At 65.4% G+C, this 24,206-nt stretch carries 22 protein-coding genes and 2 tRNA genes; 23 read left to right on the top strand and 1 reads right to left on the bottom strand.

The window, feature by feature from the left end:
* Positions 1-11: 11 nt before the first annotated feature.
* Positions 12-950, top strand: coding sequence for an isopenicillin N synthase family dioxygenase (locus ACYVJ8_RS07630; RefSeq protein ID WP_460710837.1), 939 nt, complete (start codon positions 12-14; stop codon positions 948-950).
* Positions 951-1,162: 212 nt separating this feature from the next.
* On the opposite strand, the gene ACYVJ8_RS07625 is transcribed toward ACYVJ8_RS07630, so the two are convergent.
* A complete protein-coding gene (locus ACYVJ8_RS07625) occupies positions 1,163-1,837 on the bottom strand; it encodes a DUF6445 family protein (protein WP_460710836.1) in 675 nt (224 codons plus the stop codon).
* Positions 1,838-1,967: 130 nt separating this feature from the next.
* On the opposite strand from ACYVJ8_RS07625, the gene tpiA reads away from it, so the two are divergent.
* From tpiA to rbfA, 22 genes are all read left to right on the top strand, one after another.
* Positions 1,968-2,714 (top strand): triose-phosphate isomerase, encoded by a 747-nt coding sequence (gene tpiA, locus ACYVJ8_RS07620; RefSeq protein WP_460710834.1) that lies wholly within the window; start codon positions 1,968-1,970, stop codon positions 2,712-2,714.
* Positions 2,715-2,760: 46 nt separating this feature from the next.
* Positions 2,761-3,231: a preprotein translocase subunit SecG gene (gene secG, locus ACYVJ8_RS07615; protein WP_460710832.1), complete on the top strand. Its 471-nt coding sequence runs from the start codon at positions 2,761-2,763 to the stop codon at positions 3,229-3,231.
* Between the two features lie 118 nt (positions 3,232-3,349).
* Positions 3,350-3,434 (top strand) — tRNA-Leu (locus ACYVJ8_RS07610).
* A 179-nt stretch (positions 3,435-3,613) separates the two neighbouring features.
* A complete protein-coding gene (locus tag ACYVJ8_RS07605) occupies positions 3,614-3,970 on the top strand; it encodes an NADH-quinone oxidoreductase subunit A (RefSeq protein WP_460710830.1) in 357 nt (118 codons plus the stop codon).
* Positions 3,961-4,533 (top strand): NuoB/complex I 20 kDa subunit family protein, encoded by a 573-nt coding sequence (locus ACYVJ8_RS07600; RefSeq protein ID WP_460710828.1) that lies wholly within the window; start codon positions 3,961-3,963, stop codon positions 4,531-4,533. The genes ACYVJ8_RS07605 and ACYVJ8_RS07600 overlap by 10 nt, the downstream gene beginning before the upstream one ends.
* A gap of 1 nt (position 4,534) precedes the next feature.
* The gene (locus ACYVJ8_RS07595; RefSeq protein ID WP_460710826.1) at positions 4,535-5,260 is read left to right on the top strand and encodes an NADH-quinone oxidoreductase subunit C; all 726 of its coding nucleotides are present in this window, start codon (positions 4,535-4,537) and stop codon (positions 5,258-5,260) included.
* Complete coding sequence (locus tag ACYVJ8_RS07590; protein WP_460710824.1) at positions 5,257-6,552, top strand: NADH-quinone oxidoreductase subunit D; 1,296 nt, start codon at positions 5,257-5,259, stop codon at positions 6,550-6,552. The genes ACYVJ8_RS07595 and ACYVJ8_RS07590 overlap by 4 nt, the downstream gene beginning before the upstream one ends.
* The gene (gene nuoE / locus ACYVJ8_RS07585) at positions 6,549-7,076 is read left to right on the top strand and encodes an NADH-quinone oxidoreductase subunit NuoE (protein ID WP_460710822.1); all 528 of its coding nucleotides are present in this window, start codon (positions 6,549-6,551) and stop codon (positions 7,074-7,076) included. The genes ACYVJ8_RS07590 and nuoE overlap by 4 nt, the downstream gene beginning before the upstream one ends.
* Before the next feature lie 12 nt (positions 7,077-7,088).
* Positions 7,089-8,456 carry an NADH-quinone oxidoreductase subunit NuoF gene (gene nuoF / locus ACYVJ8_RS07580; RefSeq protein ID WP_460710820.1) on the top strand — a complete coding sequence of 456 codons (1,368 nt, stop codon included), beginning with the start codon at positions 7,089-7,091 and terminating at the stop codon, positions 8,454-8,456.
* A 2-nt stretch (positions 8,457-8,458) separates the two neighbouring features.
* Positions 8,459-10,690 carry an NADH-quinone oxidoreductase subunit NuoG gene (gene nuoG, locus ACYVJ8_RS07575; protein WP_460710818.1) on the top strand — a complete coding sequence of 744 codons (2,232 nt, stop codon included), beginning with the start codon at positions 8,459-8,461 and terminating at the stop codon, positions 10,688-10,690.
* On the top strand, positions 10,690-11,763 hold the full coding sequence (gene nuoH / locus ACYVJ8_RS07570; RefSeq protein WP_460710816.1) for an NADH-quinone oxidoreductase subunit NuoH: 1,074 nt from the start codon (positions 10,690-10,692) through the stop codon (positions 11,761-11,763). The genes nuoG and nuoH overlap by 1 nt, the downstream gene beginning before the upstream one ends.
* Before the next feature lie 7 nt (positions 11,764-11,770).
* Positions 11,771-12,259, top strand: coding sequence for an NADH-quinone oxidoreductase subunit NuoI (gene nuoI, locus ACYVJ8_RS07565; protein WP_457097390.1), 489 nt, complete (start codon positions 11,771-11,773; stop codon positions 12,257-12,259).
* Positions 12,260-12,266: 7 nt separating this feature from the next.
* Positions 12,267-12,905 carry an NADH-quinone oxidoreductase subunit J gene (locus tag ACYVJ8_RS07560; protein WP_460710813.1) on the top strand — a complete coding sequence of 213 codons (639 nt, stop codon included), beginning with the start codon at positions 12,267-12,269 and terminating at the stop codon, positions 12,903-12,905.
* Between the two features lie 17 nt (positions 12,906-12,922).
* The gene (gene nuoK, locus ACYVJ8_RS07555) at positions 12,923-13,225 is read left to right on the top strand and encodes an NADH-quinone oxidoreductase subunit NuoK (protein WP_460711101.1); all 303 of its coding nucleotides are present in this window, start codon (positions 12,923-12,925) and stop codon (positions 13,223-13,225) included.
* Between the two features lie 160 nt (positions 13,226-13,385).
* Positions 13,386-15,506: an NADH-quinone oxidoreductase subunit L gene (gene nuoL, locus ACYVJ8_RS07550; RefSeq protein WP_460710812.1), complete on the top strand. Its 2,121-nt coding sequence runs from the start codon at positions 13,386-13,388 to the stop codon at positions 15,504-15,506.
* Between the two features lie 21 nt (positions 15,507-15,527).
* Positions 15,528-17,039 (top strand): NADH-quinone oxidoreductase subunit M, encoded by a 1,512-nt coding sequence (locus ACYVJ8_RS07545; protein WP_460710810.1) that lies wholly within the window; start codon positions 15,528-15,530, stop codon positions 17,037-17,039.
* Between the two features lie 57 nt (positions 17,040-17,096).
* Complete coding sequence (gene nuoN / locus ACYVJ8_RS07540; protein ID WP_460710808.1) at positions 17,097-18,536, top strand: NADH-quinone oxidoreductase subunit NuoN; 1,440 nt, start codon at positions 17,097-17,099, stop codon at positions 18,534-18,536.
* A 108-nt stretch (positions 18,537-18,644) separates the two neighbouring features.
* Positions 18,645-18,721 (top strand) — tRNA-Met (locus ACYVJ8_RS07535).
* Between the two features lie 278 nt (positions 18,722-18,999).
* Positions 19,000-19,614 (top strand): ribosome maturation factor RimP, encoded by a 615-nt coding sequence (gene rimP, locus ACYVJ8_RS07530; RefSeq protein ID WP_460710800.1) that lies wholly within the window; start codon positions 19,000-19,002, stop codon positions 19,612-19,614.
* 6 nt (positions 19,615-19,620) lie between these two features.
* Complete coding sequence (gene nusA, locus ACYVJ8_RS07525; RefSeq protein WP_460710798.1) at positions 19,621-21,108, top strand: transcription termination factor NusA; 1,488 nt, start codon at positions 19,621-19,623, stop codon at positions 21,106-21,108.
* Positions 21,109-21,225: 117 nt separating this feature from the next.
* A complete protein-coding gene (infB, locus tag ACYVJ8_RS07520) occupies positions 21,226-23,823 on the top strand; it encodes a translation initiation factor IF-2 (protein WP_460710796.1) in 2,598 nt (865 codons plus the stop codon).
* A 12-nt stretch (positions 23,824-23,835) separates the two neighbouring features.
* The gene (gene rbfA / locus ACYVJ8_RS07515; RefSeq protein ID WP_460710794.1) at positions 23,836-24,195 is read left to right on the top strand and encodes a 30S ribosome-binding factor RbfA; all 360 of its coding nucleotides are present in this window, start codon (positions 23,836-23,838) and stop codon (positions 24,193-24,195) included.
* Positions 24,196-24,206 lie beyond the last annotated feature (11 nt).

Raw genomic sequence — 24,206 nt, 5'->3', positions numbered from 1 at the left:
CGAGAGCAACAATGGCGTCGCAAATCCCGACCCTGGACATCCGCCGCTTCGCGACTGACCGCGAAGCCTTCGTCGCCGAACTCGGCGCGGCCTACCGCGAATGGGGCTTCGCCGGCATCCGCAACCACGGCATTCCGCAGTCGCTGATCGACGGTTCGTACGACGTCTTCAAGCGTTTCTTCGCGCTGCCGGAAGAAGTGAAGCGCAAGTACCACGTGCCCGGTGGCGGTGGTGCGCGCGGCTACACGCCGTTCGGGATCGAGACCGCGAAGGATTCGAAGTACTTCGACCTGAAGGAGTTCTGGCACGTCGGCCGCGAGATCGCGCGCGACTCCAAGTACGCCGACGTGATGCCGGCGAACCTGTGGCCGGAGGAACTCCCGGAGTTCCGCGAGCTCGCCTATGGCCTGTACACGGCGCTCGATCAGCTCGGTTCGCGCGTGCTGAGCGCGCTGGCGCTGCATATCGGCCTGCCGGAGAACTACTTCGCCGACAAGACCGACTCGGGCAATTCGATCCTGCGCCCGATCCACTATCCGCCGATCACCACCGACGACATTCCGAATGTGCGCGCGGGCGCGCATGAGGACATCAACCTGATCACGTTGCTGGTCGGTGCCAGTTCGGAAGGCCTGGAAGTGAAGTCGCGCAAGGGCGAGTGGGTGCCGTTCACCGCCGACGCCGACACCATCGTGGTCAACATCGGCGACATGCTGCAGCGGTTGACCAACCACGTGTATCCGTCGACGACGCACCGCGTGGTCAATCCGCCGGGCGAGAAGGCGCGCCAGCCGCGTTATTCGACGCCGTTCTTCCTGCACCCGAATCCGGATTTCCTGATCGACGTGTTGCCTTCGTGCGTCACGGCGGAGAATCCGAGCCGGTATCCGCAGGCGATCACGGCGCATGGGTATCTCGAAGAGCGTCTGGCCGAGATCAAGCTGAAGTAACGCGCGCGGGAATCCATCTAGGCCGTCATTCCCGGTAAGGCAAACCCGAACGCGTTGAGCTCTCTAGCGGGAGGGCGACGCCAGTGGGGCTGCGTGACACGACTACCCACCGGCACCACCTGACCCAGCCCGGAACGCCTTGGCTTCAAAAGCAAAAATGAAAGTTTGAAAGTGCGAACTTTCAACCACGCACTTTCAGTGGGAGGGCCTTCCTACGCCATCCAGAAGAACACCGCCGCCATCCGCTTCTTCTCCAGCGTCTGTCCCCAGTAGCAGGTCGCGCTGTGGATCAGGTTGGCGCGATACACCAGCAGGCGGTTGTAGCGGTGCGGGATCGCGATGTCTTCGGCGAAGGCGTTGATGTCGACGAAACGCGTTCCCAGCGCTTCCACCAGATTGTTGTGCGGCGCCTGCACCATGTTGCCGCCGCGCTGGCCGCCCGGCAGGCGTTGGCGATAGAAGCTCGTACCGCATTCGTCGGGCACGTTGGGATTGAGATAGAGCACCGCCGCATAGCGGCACAGCGCGCGCGAATCCGTGTGCGGCCGCGGCTCGCATTCGTTGTAGCCGACCACCTGCACGCAGTTGTAGTTGAGCGTGCCGCCGCCGGCCGTGCTTTCGACCCACAGCTTCTGCGCGCCGGTGACCTTGCGTACCCAGGCTTCGAGCGGTGCCAGTTCCTCCGCTTCAAGCGCAGGCATGGCGCGCAGGCCCGGCCAGCTTTCGGGTTTGTGCGGGTAGCCCTCGTACCAGTCGGTGCGCGCCAGCAGGCGGGCCCGCACGGCGTCGGGGTCGGGCAGGGCATTGTCCAATACCCAGTAATCGCGGCCTTCGGTCGGTTTCCGATACGGCAGGATCGGAAGGCGCTGGGCGGGGCTGAGGCTCATCGTGCGGCGGCCGGGAGGGACATGTGCCCATTCTGGCAGTCCCGAGACTAATCGGTAGCTGAGGATCGGGGGAGCTGAGGAATCGGGGCGGCCGCTGTAAACTGCGCGCCTTTCGCACCAGAGGTGGTCCATGCGCCGCAAGATCGTCGCCGGAAACTGGAAGCTGCATGGCGACCGCAAGTTCGCCCTGGAGCTCCTCGATGCGGTCGCGTCGGTGCAGGCCCCCGCCGGCGTCGAAGTCGTCATCCTGCCGCCGCTGCCGTACGTGGGCGAGCTGGTCGAGCGCTATGCCGGGCGCGGCCTGCAGTTCGGCGCGCAGGACGTCAGCGCCAACCAGAAGGGCGCGTACACCGGCGAAGTGTCGGCGGCGATGCTCGTCGACGTCGGTGCGCGCTACGGCCTGGTCGGACACTCCGAGCGCCGCCAGCATCACCACGAAAGCAGCGAACTGGTGGCGCGCAAGTTCTTCGCGGCGAAGGCGGCGGGCCTGGTGCCGGTGCTGTGCGTGGGCGAGACCCTGAGCGAGCGCGAAAACGGCCAGATGGAATGGCGGCTGCAGGAACAGCTGGCGCCGATCCTCGAGCACGGCGCCGCGGCGGTGCAGGGCGCGATCATCGCCTATGAACCGGTGTGGGCCATCGGCACCGGCCGGACCGCCACGCCGGAGCAGGCGCAGGAAGTCCACGCATTCATCCGTGGCGAAATCGCGCAATACGATGCTAGAATTGCTGGCTCGCTTCCGATCCTGTACGGCGGAAGCGTGAAGGCCGACAACGCCGCCGCGCTGTTCGCACAGCCGGATGTCGATGGCGGCCTGGTCGGCGGAGCCTCCTTGGTGGCTTCCGACTTCAACGCCATTGTCGCTGCGGCGGCCTGACTTCACTGGCCACCCTTTCGAGTATCACCTTTCGAGTTTTCTCACGATGCTGTTGTTCCTCAACGTCATCTATGTGCTGATCGCGATCGCGATGATCGCGCTGATCCTCATGCAGCGCGGCGCGGGTGCGCAGGCGGGTTCGGGTTTCGGCGCGGGCGCGTCGGGCACGGTGTTCGGTTCGCGTGGCGCTTCGAACTTCCTGACGAAGTCGACCAAGTGGTTGGCGGTCGCCTTCTTCGTCATCAGCCTGTTCATGGCCTGGAACGCCAGCCATGGCAGCAAGAAGACGACTGCGGCGCCCACGGAAGAGAAGGGCCTGATGTCCGAAGTGCCGGCCGCTCCGGCCGCGCCGGCTTCGGGCAACGCCACGATTCCGACGGCACCGTCGCAGGCTCCTGCCGCGCCCGTTCCGGCGACGACGGTTCCGGCCGCGCCCGCCAACAGTGCGGCGCCGGCGAAGCCGGATGCGGAAACGCAGCAGCCGCCGGCTCCGGCACAGCCCGCTTCTGGCGGTTAAGCAGGGCAAACGCGGTACGATATGCATCTTTCCAGCCCGGCATGGACTTGCCGGGTGCCGGTCGGCGCCGAGGTTTTGGCGGTGATCGGAAGCGGCCGGGGACGGCCAACGTTTCAAAGCCCAGGTGGCGGAATTGGTAGACGCACTACCTTGAGGTGGTAGCGACTTCGGTCGTGGGGGTTCGAGTCCCCCCTTGGGCACCATTAACCGTGAGGAGTGAGCGGAGAGGAGTGAGAAAAGAGTAAGAGCGGAACCTATGTTCATGCTTCCTCTCTTTTCTTACTGCTCTTCGTTCGCTCCTTAGTTTTTTAGCCAAAGCGCGGGCGGTGCGGGAGAGCGACGTTCTCTCCACCCACGCCTGTCTTCAAGCGAGAGAACGCGAGTGCTGGCCGAATATCTGCCGACCCTGCTGTTCCTGATCGTCGCCGGTGGCATCGGCGTCGCCCTGCTGGTAGTGGGCCGCCTGCTCGGCCCCCAGCGTCCCACCGCCGAGAAGCTCTCGCCCTATGAGTGCGGCTTCGGCGCGTTCGAGGACGCGCGCATGCAATTCGACGTGCGCTACTACCTCATCGCCATCCTGTTCATCGTCTTCGATCTGGAAATCGCCTTCGTCTTTCCGTGGGCGCTGGTGTTCCGCGAACTCGGCGCATTCGCGCTGATCGAGATGGGCGTGTTCCTGGCCCTGCTGGTGCTGGGTTTCGTTTACGTGTGGAAGAAGGGCGCGCTCGAATGGGAGTGATCCAGACTATCTCGGGCCTGATGCACAACCCGCTGCCGGAAGGGCGGCTGGACGATCTGCTGCTGCCCGAAGACCAGAACCCGGTGATGCAGCAAGGCTTCGTCACCACCAACCTCGACACGCTGTGGAACTGGGCGCGTACCGGTTCGATGTGGCCGATGACCTTCGGTCTGGCCTGCTGCGCGGTCGAGATGATGCATGCCGGTGCGGCGCGCCTGGACCTCGACCGTTACGGCGTCGTGTTCCGCCCCTCGCCGCGCCAGTCCGACGTGATGATCGTGGCCGGCACCCTGGTCAACAAGATGGCCCCGGCGCTGCGCAAGGTCTACGACCAGATGCCCGACCCGAAGTGGGTGATCTCGATGGGCAGCTGCGCCAACGGCGGCGGCTACTACCATTACTCGTACGCCGTCGTGCGCGGCTGCGACCGCATCGTGCCGGTCGACGTGTATGTGCCGGGTTGCCCGCCGACCGCCGAAGCGTTGATCTACGGCATCCTGCAGCTGCAGAAGAAGATCCGCCGCGGCACCAACTTCGGCGAGAACAAGCAGGGCGTGCGCTGACATGGAAACCGCATCCTCTTTTGCCGATCGCCTGCGCGCGCGCTTCCCGGAAGCGCTGGTCACCGTCGCCGAACCGCGCGGCGAAGTGACGATCGACGTCGCCGCCAGCCAGTGGCTGTCCGCCGCCCAGGCCCTGCGCGACGAATTCGCCTTCGAGCAGTGCGTCGACGTCAGCGGCGTCGATTACCTCAGCTACGGCAGCGACGAGTGGGACACGGACGTGTCGTCGGAAGGCTTCTCGCGCGGCGTGGAAGGCAAGAGCGCCGGCCGCTTCGCCTGGGGCGAAGGCCCGAACGTCGCCGCCAATGCGCCCGAACGCCGCTTCGCCGCGGTCGCGCATCTGCTTTCGTACCAGCACAACCGGCGCGTGCGCCTGCGCACCTTCGCCGAGAACGACGACCTGCCGGTCGTGGCCTCGCTGACCTCGGTGTGGGCGGGCACGAACTGGTTCGAGCGCGAAGCGTTCGACCTGTACGGCATCGTCTTCGAAGGCCATCCGGACCTGCGCCGCATCCTGACCGACTACGGTTTCGTCGGTTATCCGTTCCGCAAGGACTTCCCGCTGATCGGCAACGTCGAAGTCCGCTACGACGCCGAGAAGAGGCGCGTGATCTACGAACCCGTCTCGATCGAACCGCGCGTGCTGGTGCCGCGCGTGATCCGCGACGACGCGCGTTACCAGACCGCCGCCGGCGAAGCCGCGCAGAAGGCGGAGGTGAAGAAGTGAGCACCGTGCTTTCCAATTCCGGTGGTTCCGGCGTCCTCAACGCCGAGATCCGCAACTACACGCTGAACTTCGGCCCGCAGCACCCGGCCGCGCACGGCGTACTCCGCCTCATCCTCGAGATGGACGGCGAAGTCGTGCAGCGCGCCGATCCGCATATCGGCCTGCTCCATCGCGGTACCGAGAAGCTGGCCGAGTCCAAGCCGTTCAACCAGTCGATCGGCTACATGGATCGCCTGGACTACGTGTCGATGATGTGCAACGAGCACGCCTATGTGCGTGCGATCGAAACGCTGCTCGGCATCGAGGCGCCGGAGCGCGCGCAGTGGATCCGTACGATGTTCGACGAGATCACGCGCATCCTGAACCACCTGATGTGGGTCGGTTCGAACGCGCTCGACCTCGGCGCGATGGCGGTGTTCCTGTACGCGTTCCGCGAGCGCGAAGAGCTGATGGACTGCTACGAAGCGGTCTCCGGCGCGCGCATGCACGCGACCTACTACCGTCCGGGTGGCGTCTACCGCGACCTGCCGGCGCAGATGCCGCGCTACAAGGAATCGCCGTGGCGCAAGGGCCAGTCGCTCAAGCGCTTCAACGAGTGGCGCGAAGGCTCGCTGCTGGACTACCTCGAGCGCTTCACCGAAGACTTCCCCAAGCGCGTCGACGAATACGAGACGCTGCTGACCGACAACCGCATCTGGAAGCAGCGCACCGTCGGCATCGGCGTGGTCTCGCCCGAACAGGCCTTCGCCTGGGGCATGACCGGTCCGATGGTCCGCGGTTCGGGTATCGCCTGGGACCTGCGCAAGAAGCAGCCCTACGCCAAGTACGCGGAAGTCGATTTCGACATCCCGGTTGGCGTCAGCGGCGACTGCTACGACCGTTACCTGGTCCGCGTCGCCGAGATGCGCCAGTCCAACCGCATCATCCAGCAGTGCGTGAAGTGGTTGAAGGCCAATCCGGGCCCCGTGATCGTCGACAACTTCAAGGTCGCGCCGCCCAAGCGCGAAGAGATGAAGGACGACATGGAAGCCCTCATCCACCACTTCAAGCTGTTCTCCGAAGGCTATTGCGTGCCGGCCGGCGAAACCTACGCCGCGGTCGAAGCACCCAAGGGCGAGTTCGGCTGCTACCTGGTTTCCGACGGCGCCAACAAGCCGTTCCGCTGCAAGCTGCGTGCGCCAGGTTTTGCGCATCTGTCGTCGATGGACGAGATCGTCAGGGGCCACATGCTGGCCGACGTGGTGGCGATGATCGGTACCTACGACGTCGTGTTTGGTGAGATCGACCGATGAAGGCCACTGGCAATTTCGAAAACGCGCGCAATGTCGACCCGATGGTCGTGCTGTCGGACAAGACGCGTGCCCACATCGACCACTGGCTGAGCAAGTTCCCGGCGGACCGCAAGCGTTCGGCCGTGCTGCAGGGTCTGCATGCGGCGCAGGAGCAGAACGGTGGTTGGCTGAGCGATGAACTCATCGCCGCGGTCGCCAAGTATCTCGACCTGCCGCCGATTTGGGCCTACGAGGTCGCCTCGTTCTATTCGATGTTCGAAACCGAGAAGGTCGGCCGCAACAACGTCGCCTTCTGCACCAACATCAGCTGCTGGCTCAACGGCGCCGAGGACCTGGTCCGTCACGCCGAGAAGAAGCTCGGCTGCAAGCTCGGCGAATCCACCGCCGACGGTCGCGTCTACCTCAAGCGCGAGGAAGAGTGCGTGGCCGCGTGCTGCGGTGCGCCCGTGGTCGTGATCAACGGCCATTACCACGAGAAGCTCGACACCGCGAAGGTGGACGAGCTGCTCGACGAGTTGAAGTGAGGCCGGAACCGCATGGCACACAACGAACACCACGGCTCTGAAGCGCACGGTCCCGTCGGGCCCGTTCCGCAGGAGCACAACGTCGTCTACACGACGCTGCACTTCGACAAGCCCTGGTCCTACGAGAACTACCTGAAGACGGGTGGTTACGCGGCGCTGCGCAAGATCCTCACCGAGAAGATCGACCCGACGACGATCGTCGACACCGTCAAGCAGTCCGGCCTGCGCGGCCGCGGCGGCGCGGGCTTCCCGACCGGCCTGAAGTGGAGCTTCATGCCCAAGGGTTCGGGCACGCAGAAGTACATCCTGTGCAACTCGGACGAATCCGAGCCGGGCACCGCCAAGGACCGCGACATCCTGCGCTACAACCCGCATGCGGTGATCGAGGGCATGGCGATTGCGTGCTATGCGACCGGTTCGACCGTCGCCTACAACTACCTGCGCGGCGAGTTCCATCACGAGCCGTTCGAGCACATCGAGGAAGCCCTCGCCGAGGCCTACAAGCACGGCTGGCTGGGCAAGAACGTGCTCGGTTCGGGCATCGACATCGACATCTACAACGCGCTCGGCGCCGGCGCCTACATCTGCGGCGAAGAAACCGCATTGATGGAATCGCTGGAAGGCAAGAAGGGCCAGCCGCGCTACAAGCCGCCGTTCCCGGCCAACTTCGGCCTGTACGGCAAGCCGACGACGATCAACAACACCGAGACCTATGCCTCGGTGCCGGCGATCATCCGCAACGGCGCGGAGTGGTTTCTCAACCTGGGCAAGCCGAACAACGGCGGTCCGAAGATCTTCTCGGTATCGGGCCATGTCGCCCGTCCGGGCAACTACGAGATCCGCCTGGGTACGTCGTTCGCCGATCTGCTGCAGCTCGCCGGTGGTATGCGCGACGGCCGCAAGCTCAAGGCGGTGATCCCGGGCGGTTCCTCGATGCCGGTGCTGCCGGGCGAGACCATGCTGGGCCTGACCATGGATTACGACTCGATCCAGAAGGCCGGTTCCGGCCTGGGTTCGGGCGCGGTGATCGTGATGGACGAAACCGCCTGCATGGTGCGCGCCTGCCAGCGCATCGCGCGCTTCTATTTCAAGGAAAGCTGCGGCCAGTGCACGCCGTGCCGCGAAGGCACCGGCTGGATGTACCGCATGCTCACCCGCATCGTCGAAAAGCAGGCGACGCTGGAGGATCTGCAGATGCTGCGCGCCGCCGCCGGCCAGATCGAAGGCCACACCATCTGCGCCTTCGGCGAAGCCGCGGCGTGGCCGGTGCAGGGCTTCCTGCGTCATTACTGGGATGAGTTCGAATACGCGATCGTGAACAAGCGCTTCCTGGTCGACGACCAGCGCGCCGGCACCGTCGTGGAAAAGGTCGCCGCATAACCATGAGCGCACAGCCCATCAATCCGAACCTTCCGCCGGACCACGTCACCGTCTTCATCGACGGCGTCGAACTGGCCGCGCCCAAGGGCTCGATGATCATCAGCGCCGCCGACAAGGCCGGCATCGCGATCCCGCGTTTCTGCTACCACGACAAGCTGAGCATCGCGGCCAACTGCCGCATGTGCCTGGTCGAAGTGGAGAAGATGCCCAAGCCGGCGCCGGCCTGCGCCACGCCGGTGATGGATGGCATGAAGATCACCACGCGCAGCGAGAAGGCGTTGAAGTCGCAGCGCAACGTGATGGAGTTCCTGCTGATCAACCATCCGCTCGACTGCCCGATCTGCGATCAGGGCGGCGAGTGCGAATTGCAGGATCTGTCGCTGGGCTATGGCCGTTCGGTCAGCCGCTTCGCCGAGCGCAAGCGCGTGGTGCCGGACGAGGACATCGGTCCGCTGGTCGCCACCGAGATGACCCGCTGCATCCAGTGCACGCGCTGCGTGCGCTTCACCGCGGAAGTCGCCGGCACCTACGAGCTGGGCGGCATGTACCGCGGCGAGAACCTGCAGATCGGCACCTTCGACGGCAAGCCGCTGACCACCGAGCTGTCCGGCAACGTCATCGACGTCTGTCCGGTCGGCGCGCTGACCAACAAGGTGTTCCAGTTCAAGGCGCGTCCGTGGGAACTGACCGCGCGCGAATCGCTGGGCTACCACGATGCGCTGGGCAGCAACCTGTTCCTGCACGTGCGCCGCGGCGAAGTGCTGCGCACCGTGCCGCGCGACAACGAAGCGGTCAACGAGTGCTGGCTGTCGGATCGCGACCGCTATTCGCATCAGGGCCTGTACGCGTCCGATCGCGCGACCAAGCCATTGATCAAGGATGGCGCCGACTTCCGTGAAGCCTCGTGGGAAGAAGCGCTCGCCAAGGCCGCGCAGATCCTGCGCGGCAACGGCGCCGACAACCTGGGCGTGCTGGTCCACCCGGCCACGTCGAACGAAGAGGGCGCGCTGCTGGCCCGTCTCGCCGACGCCCTGGGCACCGGCAACATCGACCACCGCATCTCGCAGCGCGATCTGTCCGACGCCGCCGTCGCCGAAACCTTCGGCGTGCCGGTCGCCGAACTCAGCCATGCCGATGCGATCGTGATCGTCGGCAGCAACCTGCGCCATGAAGTCCCGCTGCTGCACGCCCGCGTGCGCAAGGCGTGGACGCGTGGCGCCAAGGTGCATGTCGTCAATCCGGTCGACTTCGATTTCACCTTCAAGACCGCGAGCAACCGCATCGTTGCCCCGTCGCAGATCGCCGCGTCCCTGGCCGACGCCGGCCTGCGCGATGCGCTGAAGGATGCGACGCGCGCCGTCGTCATCGTCGGCGGTGTCGCCGAGAACAGCCCGTACGCGTCGGCCATCCGCAAGGCGGCGACCGAGCTGGCTGCAGCGACCAATGCCCGCGTGTGCCGCATTCCGCAGGGCGCCAATGCCGTCGGCCTGTCGAAGCACGGCGTGCTGCCGCGTTCGCGCGATGCGCAGGCGATGCTGGCGCAGCCGCGCTCGGCCTACATCCTCTATGGCATCGAACCGGGCCTGGACTTCGCCGATGTGGCGAGCGCCAACAAGGCACTGACTTCGGCGCAGGTCGTGGCGTTCAGCCAGTTCGCCTGCCGCTCCACGCACGCCGTGGCGGACGTGATCCTGCCGATCGGTGCGCTGCCGGAAATCGAAGCGACGCTGACCAACCTGGAAGGCTTCGAGCAGAGCACCGTCGCCGGCGGCAAGCTGCCGGGCGATGCGCGCGCCGGTTGGCGCGTGCTGCGTGCGCTCGGTGGCGAACTGGGCGTGGCGGGCTTCGAGTTCACCGATCTGGCGGGTCTTCGCGCCGGCATCCATCGCCTGGACGTGCGTCCGGCGGCGGGCGCCGCGCCGACCGTGGCCGGCGAAGGCCTCGAGTTGGCCGTGGGCACCGCGATCTATCGCAGCGATGCCGTCGTGCGTCGTGCGCCGGGCCTGCAGTCGCATCCGCTCAACGTCGAGCCGCACGCGCTGATGCATCCGGCCGATGCGGAAGCGCTGGGTTTCCGCGACGGCGTGATCGGCAAGTTCACTGCCGCTGCCGGCACGGCGACGCTGCCGGTCGTCGTCAGCGACACGGTCGCACGCGGCACGGTATGGATTGAAAGCGGTCACGGGGCCACTGCACCGCTGGGTGCGGGCCGCGTGCAGGCGGGGAGGGCGTAATGCTGGCTGTCGATTCTTTCCGCGATTGGATGCTGGGCTTCGGCGCCGGCGGCACCGTCGCCTGGATCGTGCTGAAGGTCCTGCTGATCGCCATGCCGGTGATCATCACGGTCGCGTTCTACGTGGTGTGGGAACGCAAGCTGATCGGCTGGATGCACGTGCGCCGCGGCCCGATGTACGTGGGCAAGGGCATCCTTCAGGCCTTCGCCGACGTGTTCAAGCTGCTGTTCAAGGAAGTCATCCAGCCCACGCGCGCGCAGCCGTTCCTGTTCAAGTTCGCGCCGCTGCTGGCGCTGGCGCCGGCCTTCGCGGCCTGGGCGGTAGTGCCGTTCGACGCGAAGCTGGTGCTCTCCAACGCCAACGCCGGCCTGCTGTACCTGCTGGCGATGACCTCGATGGGCGTGTACGGCATCATCCTTGCCGGTTGGGCCTCGAACTCGAAGTACGCCTTCCTCGGCGCGATGCGCGCCGCGGCGCAGATGGTGTCCTACGAAATCGCGATGGGCTTCGCCATGGTCGGCGTGCTGATCGCCGCGGGCAGCCTCAACCTCACCGACATCGTGATGGCGCAGGCCGGCAACGCGGGCGCATTCGAGTGGTTCATGTGGCCGCTGCTGCCGCTGTTCGTGGTGTATTTCATCTCGGGCGTGGCCGAAACCAACCGCGCGCCGTTCGACGTGGTCGAAGGCGAATCGGAAATCGTTGCCGGCCACATGGTCGAGTATTCGGGTTCCGCGTTCGCGCTGTTCTTCCTCGCCGAATACGCGAACATGATCCTGATCAGCTTCCTGGTCTCGATCTTCTTCGTCGGCGGCTGGTTGTCGCCCATTCCGGCTGCCTGGGTTGCCGACGTGCCTGTGCTGTCGGTTGTCCTTGGCAACGGCTGGTGGTGGCTGCTGGCCAAGGTGTTCTTCTTCGCCAGCTGCTTCATCTGGTTCCGCGCGTCGTTCCCGCGCTACCGCTTCGACCAGATCATGCGTCTGGGCTGGAAGGTATTCATTCCGCTGACCATCGCGTGGATCTGCGTCACCGCGCTGCTGGCGTACTTCAACGTGTTCACGCCGGGGCAGTGAGAAAGGCATGACTCGCATCGTTTCCTACTTCAAGAGCCTTCTGCTCGTCGAGCTGCTGCAGGGACTCGGGCTGACGCTCAAGTACCTGTTCAAGCCGAAGTACACGCTGATGTACCCGATGGAGAAGACGCCGCAGTCGCCGCGCTTCCGCGGCATCCATGCGCTGCGCCGTTACCCGAACGGGGAGGAGCGGTGCATCGCCTGCAAGCTGTGCGAGGCTGTGTGCCCCGCGCTGGCGATCACCATCGACTCGGAAAAGCGCGCAGACGGCACCCGCCGCACCACGCGCTACGACATCGATCTGTTCAAGTGCATCTTCTGCGGGTTCTGTGAAGAGTCCTGCCCGGTCGATTCGATCGTGGAGACGCACATCCACGAATATCACTTCGAGAAGCGCGGCCAGAACATCGTCACCAAGCCGCAGCTGCTGGCGATCGGCGACCGGCTCGAAGCCGAAATCGCCGAGCGTCGCGCCACCGACGCCGCGTTCCGCTGAGGCCGCCATGGATTTCGTGAAAATCGCATTCCTCGCCTTTGCCGCCATGGCCACCATGGCGGCGCTGGGCGTGATCACCGTCCGCAACCCCGTGCATTCCGCGCTGTTCCTGGTGCTGACTTTCTTTTCCGTCGCCTGCACCTGGATCATCTCCGGCGCCGAATTCCTCGGCATCGCGCTGGTCCTGGTCTATGTCGGCGCGGTGATGGTCCTGTTCCTGTTCGTGGTGATGATGCTGGACCTCGACGTCGCGCCCTTGCGCGAGGGCTTCGTCCGCTACCTGCCGTTCGGACTGATCGTCGCCGTGCTGATGCTGGCCGAGATGCTGACGCTGATCGGGGTCAAGGCCGCCATCGCCACGCCGTTCGCCGACAACGCGGCCAATGCCGGCGACATTCCCAACACCAAGTGGCTGGCGAACGCGCTGTTCACCGACTTCATGCTGCCGTTCGAGGTCGCCGCGGTGATCCTCACCGTCGCCGTGATCGCCGCGGTGATGCTGACGCTGCGCCGCCGTCCGGGCGCGCGCCATCAGAATCCGTCGGAACAGGCCCGCGTGCGCGCGGCCGACCGCATCCGCATCATCAAGATGGACGCCGTGAAGCCGCCGCAGGCTCCGGCCGCAGGCGAGGAGGTGCAGCCGTGACGTTGCTCGGAGAAGGCGTGGCCCTGGGCCACTATCTCGCGCTCGGCGCGGCGCTGTTCTGCATCAGCATCGCCGGCATCGTGCTGAACCGGAAGAACGTGATCATCCTGCTGATGTCGATCGAGCTGATGCTGCTCTCGGTCAACATCAACTTCGTCGCGTTCTCGCGCCATCTGGGCGACGCGGCGGGGCAGGTGTTCGTGTTCTTCATCCTGACCGTGGCCGCGGCGGAATCCGCGATCGGTCTGGCGATTCTGGTCACGCTGTTCCGTAACCGCCGCACGATCAACGTTGCTCAGATCGACAGCCTTAAGGGGTGAGTCGATGCGCTTGCGAGCCACTGGCTCGCGCATCGGCGAACGCACGGACAGGATGTCCGGGCCGGGTTATCCGAAAGCTCATTCGGTTTCGCCAGGGATGGCAGTGATACAAACAAAAACGCTAATGGTCCGAGCTACACGATTGGTCGACGGATAAAAAATGGCTATCTCCAAAACCCATCTGCTGATCATCGTGCTCGCGCCCTTGCTGGGCGCGATCCTTGCCGGCCTGTTCGGCCGCCGCATCGGCCGCGTCGGCGCGCACAGCGTCACCATCGGCGGCGTCGCGATCAGCTGCGCGCTGTCGATGTACGTGCTGTGGCAGCTGGTGTCGCAGGGCGCCGCGCCGTTCAACGAGAACGTCTACACCTGGTTCCAGGTCGGCGGCATCGATGCGCATGTCGGCTTCATGATCGACAAGCTCACCGCGATGATGATGGTCGTGGTGAGCTTCGTGTCGCTGCTGGTGCACGTCTACACCATCGGCTACATGGAAGAAGATCCGGGCTACCAGCGCTTCTTCAGCTACATCTCGCTGTTCACCTTCTCGATGTTGATGCTCGTGATGAGCAACAACTTCCTGCAGCTTTTCTTCGGCTGGGAAGCGGTGGGCCTGGTCTCGTACCTGCTGATCGGCTTCTGGTTCAAGCGCCCGACCGCGGTATTCGCCAATCTCAAGGCGTTCCTGGTCAACCGCGTCGGCGACTTCGGCTTCCTGCTCGGCATCGCCGCGGTGCTGCTGATGTTCGGCTCGCTGGACTACGCGACCGTGTTCGCCAATGCGCCGACGATCGCTACCACCAACATCTCGATCATCAACGGCCATGAGTGGTCGGTGGCGACGGTGATCTGCATCTGCCTGTTCATCGGTGCGATGGGCAAATCGGCGCAGGTGCCGCTGCACGTGTGGCTGCCGGACTCGATGGAAGGCCCGACCCCGATCTCCGCGCTGATCCACGCCGCGACGATGGTGACCGCGGGCATCTTCATGGTCGCGCGCATGTCGCCGCTGTTCCAGCTGAGCGAGACCGCGCTGAACTTCGTGTTGTTCATCGGTGCCACCACGGCGTTCTGGACCGGCCTGATCGGCATCGTGCAGAACGACATCAAGCGCGTGGTCGCGTACTCGACCCTGTCGCAGCTGGGCTACATGACCGTCGCGCTGGGCGTGTCGGCGTACTCGGCCGCGGTGTACCACCTGATGACCCACGCCTTCTTCAAGGCGCTGCTGTTCCTCGGCGCCGGCTCGGTCATCATCGGCATGCACCACGAGCAGGACATGCGCCGCATGGGCGGCCTGCGCAAGTACATGCCCATCACCTACATCACCATGGTGATCGGCACGCTAGCCCTGGTCGGCACGCCGTTCTTCAGCGGTTTCTACTCGAAGGACACCATCATCGAGGCCGCCGCCGAGCACGCGCACGAAGCCCACAACTGGGTGGCGACCTACGGCTATTGGGCCGTGCTGCTGGGCGCCTTCGTCACTTCGTTCTACAGCTTCCGCCTGCTGTACATGACCTTCCACGGGAAGGAACACTTCCACGATCCGGTGCCGGACCACTACGTGGCGCCGGAAGCGGATTCGACCGAGCACGAAGACGCGCTCGCGCACGAGCATGAAACGCACGGCGACGACGCGCATGGCCACGGCCACGACGACCATGCGCACACGCCGCACGAGTCGCCGTGGGTGGTGACGGTGCCGCTGATCCTGCTGGCGATCCCGTCGATCCTGATCGGCTTCGTCACCGTCGGGCCGTTGCTGTTCGGCACCGACATGCTCGGCCATGCCAAGCAGCTGCCGTTCTTCCTGGGTTCCATCGATCTGCCGGCGGCGCAGGACACGGTCGGCAAGCTGGCGGAGGAATTCCACGGCCCGGTCCAGTTCGCGCTGCACGCATTCGCACCCAAGTTGTCCGCGTTCTGGCTCGCGCTTGCCGGCTTCCTGACCGCCACGTACTTGTACCTGATCAAGCCGGAACTCCCGGCCAAGCTGCGCAAGATCTTCTCCGTGCCCGTGCGCGTGCTCGAAGAGAAGTACGGCATGGACGCGCTGTGGATCGGCGGCTTCGCCGGCGGCGGCGTGCTCCTCGGCAAGCTCTCGCGCTGGATCGACAGCAACATGATCGACGGCCTGGTCAACGCCAGCGCCCGCGTCACCGAATTCACCGCGCGCCTGGTGCGCCGCGGCCAGACCGGCTACCTCTACCACTACGCGTTCGCGATGATCATCGGCCTGATTGTTTCGTTGGCCGTCGTCATCCGCTACTGGCGCTGATTACAACAAGGACCTCGCAACGTGACCTCCTGGCCCTTGCTTAGCCTCCTGATCTGGCTGCCGATCCTCGGCGGCTTCGCCACCCTCGCATTCGGCAACGAACGCGCGAACGGCGCCCGCTGGTTCGGCATCGCCGTCGCCTTCGCGACGCTGCTGCTGAGCATTCCGCTGTTCACCGGCTTCGACTACGCCAATCCGGGCATGCAGTTCGGCGAAGAGCATGCGTGGATTCCGGCCTACGACATCCGCTACAGCCTGGGTGCCGACGGTATCTCGGTCGCGCTGATCGGCCTGACCACGCTGACCTCGCTGCTCGTGCTGATCTCCGCGTGGAGCTCGGTCGAGAAGCGCGTCAGCCAGTACTACGCCGCGTTCCTGATTCTCGAAGGCCTCATGGTCGGCGTGTTCTCCGCGCTGGACTCGATGCTGTTCTACGTGTTCTTCGAGGCCATGCTGATCCCGATGTTCCTGATCATCGGCGTCTGGGGCGGCCCGCGCCGCGTGTATGCCGCGGTGAAGTTCTTCCTGTACACGTTTATCGGCTCGGTGTTCATGCTCGCCGCGCTGATCTACATGTACCTCAAGGGCGGCAGCTGGCAGCTGGCCGACATGTACGCGCTGCAGCTCAGCGCGGAAGAACAGAAGTGGATCTTCCTGGGCTTCCTGGCCGCCTTCGCGGTGAAGGTGCCGATGTTCCCGGTGCACACCTGGTTGCCGGATGCGCACGTGGAAGCGCCGACCGCGGGTTCGGTGATCCTGGCGGCGATCATGCTGAAGATCGGCGGATACGGCTTCCTGCGGTTCACTCTGCCGATCGTGCCGGACGCCGGTACCGATTGGGCCATGTTCGTGATCGTCCTCAGCCTCATCGCCGTGATGTACGTCGGCCTGGTCGCGCTGGTCCAGGACGACATGAAGAAGCTGATCGCCTACTCGTCGGTTTCGCACATGGGCTTCGTCACCCTGGGCACGTTTATCGCCTTCGCGCTGGTGCGCGACTACGGCAACTACGATGCCGCGCGCCTGGGCCTGCAAGGCGCGATGGTGCAGATGATCAGCCACGGCTTCATCTCCGGCGCGATGTTCACCTGCGTGGGCGTGCTCTATGACCGCATGCACAGCCGCATGATCAAGGACTACGGCGGCGTGGTGAACGTGATGCCGTGGTTCGCGACCTTCTTCGTGCTGTTCGCGATGGCCAACTCGGGCCTGCCGGGCACGTCGGGTTTCGTCGGCGAGTTCATGGTGATCCTGTCGAGCTTCCAGAAGCACCCGCTGATCGCGTTCGCCGCGGCGACCACGCTGATCGTCGGCGCGGGCTACACCCTGTGGCTGGTGAAGCGCGTGATTTGGGGCGAAGTCGGCAACGCTCACGTCGCGGAAATGGAAGACATCAATTTCCGCGAAGCGATCGTGCTGGGCGTGTTCGCGGCCGGCGTGCTGGCGCTGGGCATCTGGCCCAAGCCGCTGACCGACCTGATGGAACCCTCGATCGCCAACCTCGCCACCCAGATCGCCACTTCGAAGCTGTAAACACGCGAGCTGCAAGACACGCCGCGCGACCGTACCGCTAGAGAAACGAACATGCAGATGATCACGCCCACCATTGCCGACCTGATGCCGCTGCTGCCCGAGCTGGTGCTCGTCGGCGCGGCGTTCGCCTGGCTGATGCTCGACCTGTTCGTGGACGCGCGCTATCGCGTGGTCACGCACCTGTTGTCCATCGCAACGCTGGTGGTGGTCATCGGCATGATCGCGACCGGCGTGGGCGGGCAGGGCACGGTGCTCAACGGCATGTTCGTGCGCGATACCGCGGCCGACGTGATGAAGGTGGCGATCTGCGGCGTCAGCGCCTTCGCCCTGATCTACGGCTGGCCCTACCTGCGCGAGCGCAACCTGTATCAGGGCGAGATCGCGGTGCTGATGCTGTTCGCGATCGCCGGCATGATGCTGCTGGTGTCGGCCGGCAGCCTGGTGATGGTGTACCTGGGCCTGGAAATGCTGGCGCTGTGCTCATACGCGCTGGTGGCCGTCGACCGCGACAGTCCGATCGCCTCGGAAGCGGCGATCAAGTACTTCGTGCTGGGCTCGCTGGCCTCGGGCCTGATCCTGTACGGCATGTCGCTCATCTACGGCGCGACCGGAACGCTCGACCTGGCAACGATCGGTGCGGCCGCCGCTGCGACCTCGAACACGACCCTGCTGCTCACCGGCGTGGTGTTCACGGTGGCCGGCATCGCCTTCAAGTTCGGCGCGGCGCCGTTCCATATGTGGCTGCCGGACGTGTACACCGGCGCGCCGACGCCGATCACGCTGTTCATCGGCTCCGCGCCCAAGCTGGCGTACTTCGGCATGGCCTTCCGCCTGCTGGAAACCGGCGCGGGTCCGCTGGACGACCGCTGGCGCCTGCTGCTGGCCGCGCTGGCCGTCGCCTCGCTGGTGATCGGCAACCTCAGCGCGCTGGTGCAGACCAACTTCAAGCGTCTGCTGGCTTACTCGACCGTGTCCCATGTCGGCTTCCTGTTCCTCGGCCTGGCCGGCGGCGGCGAGCAGGGCATGGCGGCGGCGCTGTTCTACGCGATCAGCTACGCGGTGATGTCGGCGGCGGCCTTCGGTGCCATCGTCGTGCTCGCCGGCAAGGGTTTCGAAGCCGACAACATCGACGACTACCGCGGCCTCAACGCCCGCAGCCCGTGGCTGGCCGGCCTGATCCTGTGCGTCATGGCCTCGCTGGCCGGCATCCCGCCGTTCCTGGGCTTCTGGGCCAAGCTGGCGGTGCTGCGCGCCGCGTTCGAAGGCGGTATGGGCTGGCTGGCGGTGCTCGGCCTGGTCTTCGCCGTGGTGGGCGCGTTCTACTACCTGCGCGTGGTCAAGGCGATGTATTTCGAGGAGCCGCAGGGCGAGCAGCACGCTCCCAGCAACGACCGCCCGCTGCGCGTGCTGTTCGGTGTCAACGCGCTGGCGCTGCTGGCGCTGGGCTTCGCGTGGAGCCCGATCATGGCCTGGTGCAAGTACGCGTTTCACGCCTGAAACGGCTGCTTTTCCAGGGCTTTTTCCAAGGTTTTCCGCGCGCTACGCATTTTTGTTGAACTGACGGCTTGCAAGGATTTTCACAAACCGTCATAATTCCGCTCCTGCTGCGGGGTGGAGCAGTCTGGCAGCTCGTCGGGCTCATAACCCGAAGGTCGTAGGTTCAAATCCTACCCCCGCTACCAGCTTCGGCTGGAGAAAGGCCTCTCACGAGGCTTTTCTTTTTAGTCGCAAGGCTCGGGCTTTGCAGCGAGACCGGTACATCGGTCGCCGCTGCACCGAAATCCAGTGGTAACGGACAAGGGGCCCGTTGGGCCCCTTGTTGTTTTTGCGTTTCCGATTTTGGCTTTCACGCTGCTCGTGCTGATCGGTTCATCCGGCTGTCAGTTTCACGCAAGGCAAGAACGCTCCAGGCACACCTGCAAGTCCGCGCGTAGCGCGGCTTCCAAGGGAAGTAGAAGTAATGGACAAGGCCAACGAAATCGTCGCATTGCTGGCTCCGACCGTCGCATCGCTCGGGCTGGAACTGCTCGGCGCCGAATACCTGCCCTCGCCGGGCGGCGCGATGCTGCGCCTCTATATCGATGTGCCGGCAGGCGAGGGTGAGGAACCGCGTGCGGTGACCATCGACGACTGCGAGGCGGTGAGCCGCGAAGTGTCGGCCCAGCTCGACGTCGAAGATCCGATCAGCAGCCACTACACGCTGGAAGTGTCCTCGCCCGGCATCGACCGCCCGCTGTTCGGCGCTGCGCAGTTCGCGCGCTTCGCGGGCGAATCGGCCAAGGTCGTGCTGCGTCTGCCGCAGGACGGCCGCCGTCGCCTGCAGGGGCGGATCGTGCGGGTCGAGGGCGACAACATCGCATTCGACGTCGACGGCAATGAATTCGTCGTCCACGGCGACAACATCGAGAAGGCGCGCCTGATCCCCGACTGGGCCGCGCTGGGCCTGGTAGGCGTCGACAAGCCCAAGCCGGGCAAGGCGGCCAAGCCTTCCAGGGGCGAGTCTTCCAAAGGCAAGCCCGCGAACAAGAAATCCACCAACAAGCCGGCGGCGAGCAAGCCGTCCCGTGCGGAGTAAGTAGAGATGAGCAAGGAACTTCTGCTGGTCGTTGATGCGGTCGCCAATGAGAAGGGCGTGCCGCGGGAAGTGATCTTCGAGGCGATCGAAGCCGCGTTGGCGTCGGCCGCCAAGAAGCGTTATCACGACCAGGACGTGCTGGTTCGCGTGTCCATCGATCAGAAGGACGGCAACTACGAAACCTTCCGCCGCTGGGAGGTCGTGGCCGACGACGTGGTCATGGAATCGCCCGACCGCCAGATCCGCATGATGGACGCGATCGACGAAGCCGAAGGCGTCGAGATCGGCGACTACATCGAAGAGCAGATCGAGAATCCGGAGTTCGGCCGCATCGCCGCCCAGGCCGCCAAGCAGGTGATCGTGCAGCGCGTGCGCGAAGCCGAGCGCGCCCAGGTCGTGGACGGGTGGAAGGACCGCGTCGGCGAACTCGTCACCGGTATCGTCAAGCGCGCCGAGCGCGGCAACATCTACGTCGACCTCGGCGGCAATGCCGAAGCGATCATTCCGAAGGACAAGGGCATCCCGCGCGACGTGCTGCGCGCCGGCGACCGCGTCCGCGGCTATCTCTTCGACGTGCGCACCGAGCCGCGCGGCCCGCAGCTGTTCATCAGCCGCGCCGCACCGGAATTCATGATGGAGCTGTTCAAGCTCGAAGTGCCGGAAGTCGGCCAGGGCCTGGTGTCCATCAAGGCCTGCGCCCGCGATCCGGGCGACCGCGCCAAGATCGCCGTGCAGGCGCACGACAACCGCACCGATCCGATCGGCGCCTGCATCGGCATGCGCGGTTCGCGCGTGCAGGCGGTGTCGAACGAACTCAACGGCGAGCGCGTGGACATCGTGCTGTGGTCGGACAACCCGGCGCAGTTCGTCATCAATGCGATGGCGCCGGCCGAAGTGCAGTCGATCATCGTCGATGAAGAGAAGCACTCGATGGACCTGGCGGTGGCGGAAGACCGCCTGGCCCAGGCGATCGGCAAGGGCGGCCAGAACGTGCGCCTGGCCAGCCGCCTGTCGGGCTGGCAGCTCAACGTCATGACCCAGGACCAGGTCACCGCGAAGTCGGAGTCCGAACAGGCTTCGGCGCGCCAGCTGTTCATGGACAAGCTCGAGGTCGACGAGGAAATCGCCGGCATCCTGGTGTCGGAAGGCTTCAACACGGTCGAGGAAATCGCCTACGTGCCGGTCGGCGAGCTGCTCGCCGTCGAAGGCTTCGACGAGGACATCGTCGAGGAGCTGCGCTCGCGCGCCCGCGACTCGCTGCTCAACGAGGCCCTGGCCGCGGAAGAGGAGATCGACGAGCACCAGCCCGCCGCCGACCTGCTCGAACTGGCCGGCATGGACGAGGAACTCGCGTTCACGCTCGCCTCGCGCGGCGTGGTCACCCGCGACGATCTGGCCGACCTCGCCACCGATGAGCTGACCGATATCGAAGGCGTCGACGAGGACCGTGCCAAGACGCTGATCATGGAAGCGCGCAAGCACTGGTTCGAATAAATGCAATCTGGCGTACGGCGGGCCTGGGCCCGCGGTACGCGAAGTGCGGCGGGTCAGGACCCGCCCTACAATCGCCACCCTGGAACGTCGCGGTGGCCAAAGGAAACCGGAACCCGAATGTCGCAGCAAACCACCATCCGTAAGCTCGCTGAACTGGTGAATACGCCGGTCGAGAAGCTGCTGGAACAGCTGGCCGAGGCCGGCATGAAATTCAGCGGCCCCGACCAGGTTGTGACCAGCATCGAGAAGGTCAAGCTGCTTGGCTTCCTCAAGCGCTCGCACGGCAAGGCGGACAGCCCCGAAGCCACCGAGTCGCCGAAGAAGATCACGCTCAACCGCAGCCGCAAGGAAGAACTGACCGTCGGCGGCGGCAAGAACAAGGCGACCGTCGACGTCGTCGTGCGCAAGAAGGTCACGCTGGTGAAGCCGACCGACAAGGGCACGGGCGAGCCGGTGACCGACGAGCGCGCCGAGATCCTGCGCAAGCTGGAGGAATCCAAGCAGCGCAATCTGGCCGAGCAGCAGAAGCTCGCCGAGGTCGACAAGCGCCGTGCCGACGAAATCGAGCGCGTCCGCCTCGCCGCGGAAGAAGCCGCGCGCGCCAAGGCCGCGGAGGAAGCGCAGGCCAAGCTCGCCGAAGCCAGTGCCGTGGTGGGCGATGACGACGCGCCGGTGCGCAAGCCCACCAGCCATGGGCATGGCCATCCCAAGCCGGCGCCGGCACGCGCGCCGGAAGCGCCGCGTGGCGCTCCCGCGCACAAGACCCGCGGCTCGCACGCGATGGTCGCGACGGTCGAGGACGACGACCGCACCAACCGTTTCGCCGGCCAGATGCACCTGAGCGCATCCGACCGTGCGCGCCGATCGACCGGCGCCCGAGGCAAGGCCAAGCCGCAGCGCCGCCATGCCGAACAGGCCCGTTCCGGCAGCGGATTCACCCGCCCGACCGCGCCGATCGTGCGCGAAATCGCCATCGGCGACACCATCACCGTGGCCGACCTCGCGCAGAAGCTCGCGCTGAAGGGCGGCGACGTGGTGAAGGCGCTGTTCAAGATGGGCGTGATGGCCACCATCAACCAGGCCATCGACCACGACACCGCCGCGCTCGTTACCGAAGAACTCGGCCACACCGTGGTCAAGGCCAGCGAGAACACCGCCGAAGACGCGCTGCTGGCGCACGTGGAGGAGACGCAGGGCGACAAGACCACGCGTCCGCCGGTCGTGACCATCATGGGTCACGTCGACCACGGCAAGACCTCGCTGCTGGACTACATCCGTCGCACCAAGGTCGCTTCCGGCGAAGCCGGCGGCATCACCCAGCACATCGGCGCGTACCACGTCGAAACGCCGAAGGGCGTCGTCAGCTTCCTCGACACCCCGGGCCACGCGGCCTTCACCCAGATGCGCGCGCGCGGCGCCAAGCTCACCGACATCGTGGTGCTGGTGGTCGCGGCCGACGACGGCGTGATGCCGCAGACCCGCGAGGCCGTGCAGCACGCCAAGGCGGCGAAGGTTCCGCTGATCGTCGCGATCAACAAGATCGACAAGTCCGACGCCGATCCGCTGCGGGTCAAGAACGAACTGCTGGCCGAGGAAGTCGTGGCCGAAGATTTCGGCGGCGACACGCAGATGGTCGAGTTGTCGGCCAAGACCGGCGTGGGCGTGGACAACCTGCTCGACGCGATCCTGATCCAGGCCGAACTGCTCGAACTGCGGGCCGTGCCGACCGGTCGCGCCACCGGCGTGGTGATCGAATCCTCGCTCGACAAGGGCCGCGGCCCGGTCGCGACGGTGCTGGTGCAGCAGGGCGAGCTCAAGAAGGGCGACTACCTCGTGTGCGGCGTGCAATACGGCCGCGTGCGTGCGCTGTTCGACGAGACCGGCTCGCAGGTCAACGCCGCCGGCCCGTCGATTCCGGTGCAGGTGCTGGGCCTGTCGGGCGTGCCCGATTCCGGCGACGACTTCGTCGTGGTCGAGGACGAGCGCCTGGCCAAGGACGTGGCGCAGCAGCGCGACGCCAAGCGCCGCGAATCGCGCCTGGTCGCCCAGGCGGGCAACCGCATGGAAGACATCATGGCCCAGATGGGCGAGGGTGCCGGCCAGCAGACGCTCAACCTGGTGGTCAAGGCCGACGTGCACGGTTCGGTGCAGGCCCTGCGCGAAGCGCTCACCGGCTTGTCCACCGACGCGATCCGCATCAACGTGATCGGCGGCGGCGTCGGCGGCATCACCGAATCCGACGCGACGCTTGCGGCGACTTCGAAGGCCACGATCATCGGCTTCAACGTCCGTGCCGACGCGTCGGCGCGCAAGGTGATCGAAGGCAACGGCGTCGACCTGCGTTACTTCTCGATCATCTATGACGTGATCGACCAGGTGAAGCAGGTGGCTTCGGGCATCCTGGGCAAGGAGATCCGCGAAGAGATCATCGGTACCGCCGAGGTCCGCGATGTCTTCCGCAGCTCCAAGTTCGGCGCGGTCGCCGGCTGCATGGTGGTCGAGGGCGTGGTCAAGCGCCACAAGCCGATCCGCGTGCTGCGCGACAACACGGTCATTTTCGAGGGCGAGCTGGAATCGCTGCGCCGCTTCAAGGAGAACGTCGACGAAGTGCGCAACGGCACCGAATGCGGTATCGGCGTCAAGGCGTACAACGACGTCAAGCCGGGCGACCAGATCGAATGCTTCGAGCGCATCGAGGTCCAGCGCACGCTGTAAGGTGCCCTAGCCATGCCTAGCAAGTCGTTCCACCGTACCGATCGCGTTTCCGCCCAGCTCCGTCGCGAGCTGGGCGCGATCGTGCACACGACCGTGCGCGAGCACGGCCTGCCGTCCGTCAGTGTTTCCGACGTCGAGGTCACACGTGACCTCGCCCATGCCAAGGTTTTCGTGACCGCGCTGCAGGAAGAGCGCTCCAAGGAAGCCATGAAGGCGCTGAAGGAGCTGGCGCCACAGATGCGTTTTCAGCTGGGCAAGGCGATGAAGCTGCGCCACGTGCCGGAGCTGCATTTCCATTACGACGACTCCGTCGATCGCGGCGAGCGCATCAACAACCTGCTGCGCGACAACCCGCCCGGCGGGGACGCGTAATCCCGCAGCGA

The organism is Lysobacter terrae, assembly GCF_054782215.1.
Note: the sequence above shows the minus strand (reverse complement) of the source record. Positions and strands in the feature narration are given on the sequence as shown.